The sequence below is a fragment of the Kitasatospora sp. NPDC036755 genome (genome assembly GCF_040636595.1).
In the GTDB taxonomy this organism is placed as follows: Bacteria; Actinomycetota; Actinomycetes; order Streptomycetales; family Streptomycetaceae; genus Kitasatospora.
Genome location: NZ_JBEZUT010000279.1, coordinates 1 through 11,612, shown reverse-complemented (window position 1 = coordinate 11,612; position 11,612 = coordinate 1). Strand labels below are relative to the sequence as shown.

Annotated in this window: 3 protein-coding genes; all 3 read left to right on the top strand. The window is 76.0% G+C overall.

The annotated features are described in order from the left end of the window. Positions 1–976 (top strand): phosphopantetheine-binding protein (locus AB0E96_RS31180; RefSeq protein WP_359829127.1); only part of this gene is annotated, 976 nt, incomplete at its 5' end. A gap of 166 nt (positions 977–1,142) precedes the next feature. Next, positions 1,143–6,032, top strand: coding sequence for a type I polyketide synthase (locus AB0E96_RS31175; protein WP_359829128.1), 4,890 nt, complete (start codon positions 1,143–1,145; stop codon positions 6,030–6,032). Positions 6,033–6,192: 160 nt separating this feature from the next. Beyond that, the coding region (locus AB0E96_RS31170) for a type I polyketide synthase (protein WP_359829126.1) at positions 6,193–11,612 on the top strand (5,420 nt) is incomplete at its 3' end.

Genomic DNA, 11,612 nt, shown 5'->3' with positions numbered 1-11,612 from the left:
TCCCCTTCTCCTTGCCTCCGTGCCTCGGCGGCTCAACGCCTCACAGCGTGCGCAGCAGCCGGGACTGGATCGACGGCGGGTTCAGATCGGACTGGCCCTGCACGGCCTCGGCCGGGCCGCCGAGGCCGCCGCCGACGCCCACCTCGACGCGCTGGCCGCCGAGCGCCGCGCCGCCGGGGCACCCGCCCTCGCCCTGGCCCTCGGCCCGTGGGACGCCGGCCGCCCGGCCGACGAGGCGCTGCACGCCCGGATGGCACGGTTCGGCACGCCCGTCCTCACCGACCGGGAGGCGCTCGCCCTGTTCGACGCCGCGCTGGGCACCGGCGAGCCCGCCCTCGCCGCCCTGCACCTCGACCGCGCCGCGCTGCGCGCCCGGGCCGGCGAACCGGTCGGCCCGCTCGCCGGCCTCCTCGGCACCCAGGGCACTGCGGCCGCCGCCGACGCCGAGGGCGCCCGGCTGGTGCGCCGGCTGCTGAAGCTGCCGGCGGCCGAGCGGGAGGGCGCTCTGCTGGCACTGGTCCGCCGGCACGTCGCCGACGTGCTCGGCCTCGCCGCGCCGGAGGCGGTCGAGCCCGACCGCGCCTTCCAGGAGCTGGGCTTCGACTCGCTCGCCGCGGTCGAACTGCGCCGCCGTCTGGAGGCCGCGACCGGCCTGCGACTGCCGGCCACCCTGGTCTTCGACCACCCGAACGCGCTCGCCACCGCCGGGCTGCTGGCGGTCTCGATCACCCCGGTCGAGGCCGACCCGGCCGCGCTCCTGCTGGACGACATCGACCGGCTGGAGGCGGCGCTGCACGCCCTGGGGGATGCCGACGCGGCCCACCCCCGGATCGCCGCCCGGCTGGACGCGCTCGCCCGCCGCTGGCACGACGCCGGCGGACCGGCCGCCGACGGCGCCGACGCGGTGCGCGACACCGAGTTCGCCAGCGACGACGAACTCTTCGACATTCTCGACGGCGAACTGGGAGCGCTCTGATGGCGCACCGGTGGGCGGACCGGGGCCCCGCCGCGGGCGGCCCCGCGATCGGCGAATCCCGAATGACGACGGCTCGAACGGCAACGGCTCGATGGACAACGGCTCGAACGGCAACGGCTCGAACGGCAACGGCTCGAACGGCAACGGTGCGATGAGGAACGGTGCGATGGGGAACGACGACAAGCTCCGCGACTACCTCAAGCGCGCGACCACCGAGCTCCAGCAGGCGAACCGCCGGCTGCGCGAGCTGGAGGCACGCGCCCACGAGCCGATCGCGATCGTCGCGATGAGCTGCCGCTACCCCGGCGGCGCCAACTCCCCCGAGGACCTCTGGCAGTTGGTCGCCGACGGGCGCGACGCCGTCTCGCCCTTCCCGGAGAACCGCGGCTGGGACACCGAGGGCCTCTACGACCCCCGCCCGGGCACCCCCGACCGGACGTACGTCCGCGAGGGCGGATTCCTGCACGACGCGGGCGAGTTCGACGCCGACCTGTTCAAGATCAGCCCGCGCGAGGCACGCGACACCGACCCCCAGCAGCGGATCCTCCTGGAGCTCTCCTGGGAGCTGCTGGAGCGCGGGGGCATCGACCCGGCCTCGCTGCGCGGCAGCCGCACCGGCGTCTTCGCCGGGGTCGTCTACCACGACTACGCCGAGGGCTCCGGCACCGGCGGCCTGGCCAGCGTGGCCAGCGGCCGGATCTCCTACACCCTGGGCCTGGAGGGCCCGGCCGTCACCGTCGACACCGCCTGCTCCTCCTCGCTGGTCGCCGTGCACCTCGCGGCCCAGGCCCTGCGCTCCGGCGAGTGCACCCTCGCCCTGGCCGGCGGCGTCACCGTGATGGCCACGCCCAGCTCCTTCGTCGGCTTCAGCCAGGACCGCGGTCTCGCCCCCGACGGCCGCTGCCGCTCCTTCGCCGCCGCCGCCAACGGCACCGCCTGGGCCGAGGGCGCCGGACTGCTCCTGCTGGAGCGGCTCTCCGACGCCCGCCGCAACGGCCACCCCGTGCTCGCCGTCGTCCGCGGCTCCGCCGTCAACCAGGACGGCGCCTCCAACGGCCTCACCGCCCCCAACGGCCCCTCCCAGCAGCGCGTCATCCGCCAGGCCCTGGCCAACGCCCAGGTCTCCGCCGACCAGGTCGACCTGGTCGAGGCGCACGGCACCGGCACCACGCTCGGCGACCCGATCGAGGCCCAGGCGATCCTCGCCACCTACGGCCGGCAGCGCGGCGCGAACGGCGAGCCGCTGCGGCTCGGCTCCATCAAGTCCAACCTGGGCCACGCCCAGGCGGCGGCCGGCGTCGGCGGCATCATCAAGGTCGTCGAGGCGATGCGCCACAGCCTGATGCCGCGCACCCTGCACGTCGACGCGCCGAGCCCCGAGGTGGACTGGTCGGCGGGCAAGGTCGAACTGCTGACCGAGGCCCGGGACTGGCCGCGCGGCGACCACCCGCGCCGGGCCGGCGTCTCCTCCTTCGGCCTCAGCGGCACCAACAGCCACATCGTGATCGAGGAGGCTCCGGAGGCCCCCGCCGACGCCGCGCCCGCCGACGAGGCCGCCGCCACCGAGGCCGCTCCGGGCGTCGTCCCCGTCCCGCTCAGCGGCGGCGGCGCCGCCGCGCTGCGCGCCCAGGCCGCCCGGCTGCACGAGCACCTGACCGCCCGCCCGGACGAGCGGCTGCTGGACGTCGCGTACTCGCTGGCCACCACCCGCACCGGGCTGGAGCACCGGGCGGTCGTCGCGACCGCCGGGCGCACGGAGCTGCTCACCGCGCTCCAGCGGATCTCCGAGGGCGACCTCGCCCCCGGCGCGGCGCTCGGCGTGGCCCGCGCGGGCGCAATCACCGGCTTCCTGTTCACCGGCCAGGGTGCCCAACGCCTGGGTATGGGACGGGAGTTGTACGAGGCCCACCCGGTGTTCGCGGCGCGTTTCGACGAGGTCTGCGCGGAGCTGGACCGGTGGTTGGAGCGGCCGCTGCGCGAGGTGGTCTGGGGCGAGGACGGTGACCTCCTCGACCGGACCGCGTACACCCAGACCGCGCTGTTCGCCGTCGAGGTCGCGCTGTTCGCGCTCCTCGACTCCTGGGGCGTGCACCCGCAGTACCTCGCCGGGCACTCCATCGGCGAACTCGCCGCCGCCCACGTCGCCGGCGTCTGGACCCTGCCCGACGCGGCCCGACTCGTCGCCGCACGCGGCCGACTCATGCAAGCCCTGCCGGGCGGCGGCGCCATGACCGCCATCGAGGCCACCGAGGACGAGGTCACCCCGCACCTGACCGAGGGCGTCGACATCGCCGCCCTCAACGGGCCGCGTTCCATAGTGATTTCGGGCCAGGCCGCCGCTGTCGAAGCGCTCGCCGAGCGCTTCGCCGCCCAGGGCCGCCGCACCTCCAGACTCCGCGTCTCGCACGCCTTCCACTCCGCCCTCATGGAGCCCATGCTCGCCGAGTACGCCACCGTGGCAGGGGAGTTGACCTACCACGAGCCGACCGTCGCGATCGTCTCCGGTCTGACCGGCGGGCCGGGGGCGGACCTCACCGACCCGCGGTACTGGGTCCGGCACGCCCGCGAGGCAGTCCGTTTCGCCGACTGCGTCCGCGCGCTGGCCGACAAGGGCGTCACCACCCTGATCGAGGTCGGCCCCGACGCCGTACTCACCACCATGGGCGCCGACTGCGTCCCCGACAGCAGCGACCTGCTGCTCGTGCCCACCCAGCGGCGCGGCCGCGAGGAGGCGGCCGAGCTGGTCCGCGCCGTCGCCGCCGCGCACGCCCGGGGCACCGCGGTGGACTGGGCCGCGTACTTCGCCGGATCCGGTGCACGGCGCGTCGAGCTGCCGACCTACCCGTTCCAGCGCCGCCACTACTGGGCCGCCCCGACCACCGCGGCCACCGGCGCGCCCGCTCCGGTCGGCGGCACGGCCCCGGGGAGCGCCTGGTGGGAGGCGCTGGAATCCACCGATCCGGCCCGGCTGGCCGACCGCCTCGGCGTCGGTCCGCAGGCCCTGGCCGAGGTGCTCCCCGCGGTCTCCGCCTGGCGCCGGGAGTTCGAGGCGGAGACCGGGCTCGCGTCCTGGCACTACCGGACCGTCTGGCGCCCCGCCCCGGCCGCCGAGGCGACGCCGTCCGGACCGGCCGGCAGCTGGCTGCTCGCCGTCCCCGCCGGGTCCGAGGCCGGTACGGACGTCGTGGCGGCCGTCACGGCCGCGCTCACGGCCGGCGGCGCCGACGTCCGGACCGTCACCGTCGCCCCCGACACCGCCGTTCCCGCTCTCGCCGACGAGCTGCGCGCGGCCCCCGAACGCCCGGCCGGCGTGCTCTCCCTGCTCTCCCTGGACGAGCGGGAGCACGCCGGACACGCCCCGCTCACGCGCGGCTTCGCGGCCACCGTCACCCTGGTCCAGGCACTCGACGAGGCCGGGGCGACCGCCCCGCTCTGGTGCGCCACCCGCGGTGCCGTCACCGTCCGGCAGGCCGAGGAGGCGACCGGACCGGCCCAGGCCGCCGTCTGGGGCCTCGGCGTGAGCCGCTCGCTCGACCGCCCCGACACCTGGGGCGGCCTGGTCGACCTGCCCGCCGCCGTCGACGCCCGGGCCGCCGAGGCGCTCCGCGCGGCACTCGCCCGGACCGACGGCGAGGACCAGCTGGCGGTCCGCCCCGACGGCACCTTCGTCCGCCGGCTCGTCCGGGCCGCGGCCACCACGGCCACCGGGACCGGCGCGGACCCGTGGTCGCCGCCCGCCGGCGGCACCGTGATCGTCACCGGCGGCACCGGCGGGCTCGGCGCGCACGTCGCGCGCTGGCTGGCCCGCCGCGGCGCCACCGACCTGCTGCTGACCAGCCGGCGCGGCGCCGACGCCCCCGGCGTCGCCGAGTTGACCGCCGAACTGGCCGCCCTCGGAACGGCCGTGACCGTCGCCGCCTGCGACGTCGCCGACCGGGACGAGCTTCGCCGGGTCCTCGCGACCGTCCCGGCCGACCGCCCGCTCACCGTCCTGCACGCCGCAGGCGCCGCCCAGCGCGTGGCCCCCGTGTCCGAGCTGACCCTGGCGGAGTTCGCGGACGTCGCCCGCGCCAAGGTGGCCGGGGCCCGGCACCTGGCCGAGCTGCTCACCGGCCGCCCCGCCACCACCCTCGTGCACTTCGGCTCCGGCTCCGCCGTCTGGGGCAGCGCCGGCCAGGCCGCGTACGGCGCCGCCAACGCCGAGCTCGACGCGCTCGCCCGGCACGGCCGGGCCGCCGGACTCACCGTCACCACGGTCGCCTGGGGCTCCTGGGACGCCGGCATGGTCGACGCCGAGCTCGCCGCCCTGCTGCGCCGGATCGGCGCGCCCGCCATGGCCCCCGAGCGTGCCGTGCGCGCCCTCGGCCAGGTCCTGGCCGACCCGGAACAGGGCGTCGTCGTCGCCGACTTCGACTGGTCCCGGTTCGCCCCGACCTACACCGCGGCCCGCCCCCGACCCCTGCTCGACGAGCTGGACGAGGTCCGGGCCGCCCTCACCGGGGACGCCTCCCCGGGCGACGCGGCGACCGCCGCGCCCGCCTTCACGGCGAAACTCGCCGCGCTCTCCGAAACCGACCGGCGGACGGCCGTCCTCGGCCTGGTCCGCGAGCACGTCGGCGCCGTCCTCGGCTACGCCGACCCGGACGACATCGACGCCGGCCGGGCCTTCACCGACCTCGGCTTCGACTCCGTCGCCGCCGTCGACCTGAGGACCCGGCTCGGCAACGCCACCGGCCGGCGACTGCCCAGCACGATGATCTTCGACTACGCCACGCCGACCGCCCTCACCGGCTACCTGCTCGCCGAACTCGCACCGCAGGCCCCGACCGGGCCACTGCCCGCCGGGGAGGAACTCGACCGGCTGGAGGCCGCGATCGCGCTCCTCTCCCCCGCCGAGATCGAACGCGACCAGATCGCCGTCCGCGTCCAGGCGCTCGCGACCCGGCTCAACCAGCCGCCCGCCGGCGAGCCCGGCCAGGACGTGGCCGACCGCCTGGAGAGCGCCTCCGCCGACGACGTGTTCGCCTTCATCGACCAGGAGCTCGGCCTGTCCTGATCACGGCCCCCCGGCGAGCGGCCCCACCGGCCGCCGCCCCGCACCGCCCCCGGACCCGCCCGACCCGCCGGCCCGGGGGCAAGCCCCCGAACTTCGCGCGACCGGCCCGCCCCACGCGGCGGACCATCAGCCCTGCACAAAGAGACCCGGTGTGACTGAGATGGCAAACGCAAACGACGAGAAGCTCCTCGACTACCTGAAGCGCGTCACCGCGGACCTGCACCAGACCCGCCAGCGGTTGCAGGACGTGGAGAGCCAGGAGTCCGAGCCGATCGCCATCGTCGGCATGGCCTGCCGCTACCCGGGCGGCGTCACCTCCCCCGAGGAGCTGTGGCAGCTGGTCGCCGACGGCACCGACGCGGTCTCCCGGTTCCCGACCGACCGCGGCTGGGACCTGGAGGCGCTGCGGGGCGGCGCCACGGGCACCGGCGAGGGCGGCCCGGAGGCACAGAGCGGCACCAGCTACGTCGACGAGGGCGGCTTCGTCCACGACGCCGCCGACTTCGACGCCGGCTTCTTCGGCATCAGCCCGCGCGAGGCGACGGCCACCGACCCGCAGCAGCGGATGATGCTGGAAGCGTGCTGGGAGGCGTTCGAGCGGGCCGGCATCGACCCGACCACCGCCCGCGGCCGGCGGGTCGGCGTCTTCGCCGGCTCCGGCCTCCAGGACTACGGCTACCTGCTCGACAGCGTCCCCGAGCTCGCCGAGTCCTTCCTGACCACCGCCAGCTCGGCCGCCGTCATCTCCGGCCGCGTCTCCTACACCCTGGGCCTGGAGGGCCCGGCCGTCACCGTCGACACCGCCTGCTCCTCCTCGCTGGTCGCCCTGCACCTAGCCGTCCAGTCGCTGCGCCGCCGCGAGAGCACGCTCGCCCTCGCCGGCGGTGTCATGCTGATGGCCACCCCGGCGCCGTTCATCGCCTTCAGCAAGCAGCAGGGCCTCGCCCCCGACGGCCGCTGCAAGGCGTTCTCGGAGGACGCCGACGGCACCGGCTGGTCCGAGGGCGTGGGCATCCTGCTGCTGGAGCGGCTCTCCGACGCCCGCCGCAACGGCCACCCCGTGCTCGCCGTCGTCCGCGGCTCCGCCGTCAACCAGGACGGCGCCTCCAACGGCCTCACCGCCCCCAACGGCCCCGCCCAGCAGCGCGTCATCCGCCAGGCCCTGGCCGACGCCCGCCTCACGCCCGACCAGGTCGACGCCGTGGAGGCGCACGGCACCGGCACCACGCTCGGCGACCCGATCGAGGCCCAGGCGCTCCTCGCCACCTACGGCCAGCAGCGCGGCGCGAACGGCGAACCGCTCTGGCTCGGCTCCATCAAGTCCAACATCGGCCACGCCCAGGCGGCGGCCGGCGTCGGCGGCATCATCAAGATGGTCATGGCGATGCGGCACGGCGTCCTGCCGCGCACGCTCCACGCCGAGCGGCCGTCCAGCCACATCGACTGGTCGGCGGGCGCGGTCGAGCTGCTGACCGAGGCCCGGGACTGGCCGCGCGGCGAGCAGCCGCGCCGGGCCGGAGTGTCCTCGTTCGGGGTCAGCGGGACGAACGCCCACATCATCCTGGAGGAGGCGGACGCGGCTCCGGTCGCGGAGGGCACCGAGGCTCCGGTCGCAGACGCGGGTGCGGCTGCGGATTCCGATGCCGGTTCTCGTGCGGGTGTGCTGCCCGTGGTGCTGTCGGCGAAGACCGCGCCCGCCCTGCGGGAGCAGGCCGCCCGCCTGCACGCCCACCTGACCGCGCACCCCGAGGTGCGGGTGCCGGACGTCGCGCACGCCCTGGTCACCGCCCGCGCGAGCTTCGAGCACCGGGCGGTCGTCGCGGCCGCCGGACGCGAGGAGCTGCTCACCGCGCTCGACCGCATCGCCGACGGCACCGAACCGCTCGCGGGTGCGGCCCGCCCCGGCGGGACCACCGGGTTCCTGTTCACCGGCCAGGGCGCCCAGCGCCTCGGCATGGGACAGGAGTTGTACAACGCCCACCCCGTGTTCGCGGCCCGCTTCGACGAAGTCTGCACCGAACTCGACCGGTGGCTCGACCGACCCCTGCGCGAGGTGATCTGGGGCGAGGACAGCGACCTCCTCAACCAGACCGCCTACACCCAGACCGCCCTCTTCGCCGTCGAGGTCGCGCTCTTCGCCCTCCTCGACTCCTGGGGCGTGCGCCCGCAGTACCTCGCCGGACACTCCATCGGCGAACTCGCCGCCGCCCACGTCGCGGGCGTCTGGACCCTGCCCGACGCCGCCCGACTCGTCGCCGCGCGCGGCAAGCTGATGCAGGCCCTGCCGGGCGGCGGTGCGATGATCGCCATCGAGGCGACGGAGGCCGAGGTCACCGCGCACCTGATCAAGGGCGTGGACATCGCTGCCCTCAACGGCCCCCGCTCCGTGGTGATTTCGGGCGATTCCGCCGCCGTGGAGGCGCTCGCTGAGCGCTTCGCCGCCCAGGGCCGTCGCACCTCCAAGCTCCGCGTCTCCCACGCCTTCCACTCCGTGCTCATGGAGCCCATGCTCGCCGAGTACGCCACCGTGGCACGGGAGTTGGCCTACAACGAGCCCACCATCCCGCTCGTTTCGACGGTCACCGGCACCCTCGCCACCACCGAACTCACCGACCCGCAGTACTGGGTCGACCAGGTCCGCGCCGCCGTCCGCTTCACCGACGCCGTTCAGACCCTTGCCGACAACGGCGTCACCACCCTGCTGGAGGTCGGCCCCGACGCCGTCCTCACCGCCATGGCCCAGCAAACCCTCGACGACACCACCGTCATCCCCACCCAGCGCCGCGACCGCGACGAGACCCGAACCCTCCTCGCAGCCCTGGGCTCGCTCCACACCACCGGTGTGACCATCGACTGGGCCACCGCCTTCACCGGCCTCCACACCCAGCACACCGACCTGCCCACCTACCCCTTCCAGCACGAGCGGTACTGGGTGAAGTCCCGTCCCGCCGCCGGTGACGTCCGCGCCGCCGGCCTCGACACCGCCGACCACCCGCTGCTCGGCGCGGCCGTCGTGCTCGCCGACTCCGACGGTGTCGTCCTCACCGGCCGTCTCTCCGTCGACGCCCAGCCCTGGCTCGCCCACCACCGGGTGGGCGACACGGTGCTCTTCCCGGGCACCGGTTTCGTCGAGCTGGCCCTGCGCGCCGGGCAGCAGGTCCGCGCCGAGGCGCTGGCAGAACTGACCCTGCACGCCCCGCTGGTCCTCCCGGAACGCGGCGCGGTCGCCGTCCAGGTCGTCGTGGGCCCGGCCGACCGCACCGGGGCCCGGACCATCAGCGTTCACTCGCGTCTGCAGAGCTCCTCGACGGGCGCGCCCTGGACCAGGCACGCCACCGGTGTGCTGGCCCCCGGCGCCCGCCGCGCCGGCACCGAACTCACCGCGTGGCCGCCGGCCGGCGCCCAGCCGGTGGACGCCGACGGCCTGTACGAGGACTTCGCCCGGGTCGGCCTGGGATACGGACCGGTCTTCCAGGGGCTCAAGGCCGCCTGGCGGCGCGGCGGCGAGCTGTTCGCCGAGCTCGCCCTGCCGGAGTCCGCGCACGCCGACGCGGCCCGGTTCGGTGTCCACCCCGCCCTGCTCGACGCCGCGATGCACCCGGCCTTCTTCGCCGAGCTCACGGGCGAGCAGGCCATGGTCCCGTTCACCTGGTCCGACGTCACGCTGCACGCCGTCGGCGCGGCCGTCGCCCGGGTCCGACTCACCGCTTCGGCCGGCGGGAGCCTGGTCCTCGACCTCGCGGACGCCACCGGCCGGCCGGTGGCGTCGGTCGGCTCGGTCGCGCTGCGGCCGATCTCGGCCGAACAGGTCTCGGCGGCCCGCGCACTGGTCCACGACTCCCTGTTCACGCTGCGCTGGCAGCAGGCCGCCGTTCCGACGGCTCCGCCCACCGCCGCGTGGGCCCGCTGGGAGGACGCGGCCGGCTCCGACACGCCGCCCGCCGTCCTGGTGCTGGAGGTGGACGGCGGAAGCGACGCCGCCGCCGTCCACACCGCGACCGGACGAACCCTGACGATCCTTCAGGAATGGCTGTCCGACGCCAGGTTCACCGACTCCCGGCTGCTCGTCGTGACCCGCGGCGCCGTCGCCCTGCCCGGCGCCGACGACGCCACCCGCATCGACCTGGCACAGGCCGCCCTGCGCGGTCTCGTCCGGGCCGCGCAGTCCGAGAACCCCGGCCGCATCGTCCAGCTGGACCTCGACGCGGCCGCCACCGCCGACGCCACCACCGACTTCCTGGTCGCCGCCTCGCTCGCCACCGAGGAGTCGGAACTCGCCCACCGTGACGGCGAGTTCTGGATCCCCCGGCTCACCCGGGCGACCGTGGCCGGAACCACCGGCGACGACGCCCCGGGCAAGGCCCGTCCCGCCTCCGTCTTCGGCGCCGAGGGCGCCGTGCTGATCACCGGCGGCACCGGCGGGCTGGGCGCCCTGCTCGCCCGCCACCTGGTCACCGAGCACGGTGTCCGCCGGCTCGTCCTCACCAGCCGCCGCGGCCCCGAGGCCCCCGGCGCCACCGAGCTCGCCGCCGAACTCACCGCACTGGGCGCCGAGGTGGACGTCGAGGCCTGCGACGTCGCCGACCGCGACGCCCTCGCCGACCTGCTCACCGGCCTCACCGCGCGCGGCACCGAGCTGCGCGGCGTCGTGCACGCCGCCGGTGTGCTCGGTGACGGCGTGATCGCCTCGCTCACCCCCGAGAGCCTCTCCCAGGTGCTCTCCGCCAAGGTCGACTCCGCGCTGCACCTGCACGAGCTGACCAGCGACCTGGACCTGTCCGCCTTCGTCCTCTTCTCCTCGGTCGCCGGCACCCTCGGCGCCCCCGGCCAGGGCAACTACGCCGCCGCCAACGTCTTCCTGGACGCCCTCGCCGCCCACCGCCGCGCCCACGGCCTGGCCGCCCAGTCGCTCGCCTGGGGCCTGTGGGCCCGCGCCAGCGCCATGACCGGCACGCTGACCGGTGTCGACCGGACCCGGATGTCCCAGGGCGGCGTCATTCCGCTCGCCGACGACGAGGGCCTGTCGCTGTTCGACACCGCGCCCGGTGTCGACGCCGCCGTCGTCGTCCCGGCCAGGCTCGACTTCCCCTCCCTGCGCGCCCAGGGCGACGCCCTGCCCGAGCTGCTGCGCGACCTCGTCCCGGCCGCCCCGCGCCGCAGCAGCGACGCCGCGTCCGACGAGACCAGCGGCCTGCGCCGGCAGCTGTCCGCGCTCCCGGAGGAGGAGTGGGAGACCGCCCTCCTCGAACTCGTCCGTACCCGCACGGCCGCCGTCCTCGGCCACGCCACCGCCGACTCGATCGACCCCGAGCGGGCGTTCCAGGAGTTGGGATTCGACTCGCTGACCGCCGTCGAGTTCCGCAACGCGATGAACGACGCCACCGGCCTGCGGCTCCCCACCAGCCTGGTCTTCGACTACCCGAGCCCGGTCGCGCTCGCCCGCCACCTGCTCACCGAGGTCGCCGACGCGGCCGGTGCCGAGGCGGGCGCGGTGTCGGTGGGTGTGGTCGGGGCCGTCGATGACGACCCGATCGCGATCATCGGCATGGCCTGCCGCTACCCCGGCGACATCACCACCCC

Coding starts and splice junctions, on each gene's coding strand:
- AB0E96_RS31175 (WP_359829128.1), top strand. CDS start 1,143: ATGGGGAACGACGACAAGCTCCGCGACTACCTCAAGCGCGCGACCACC.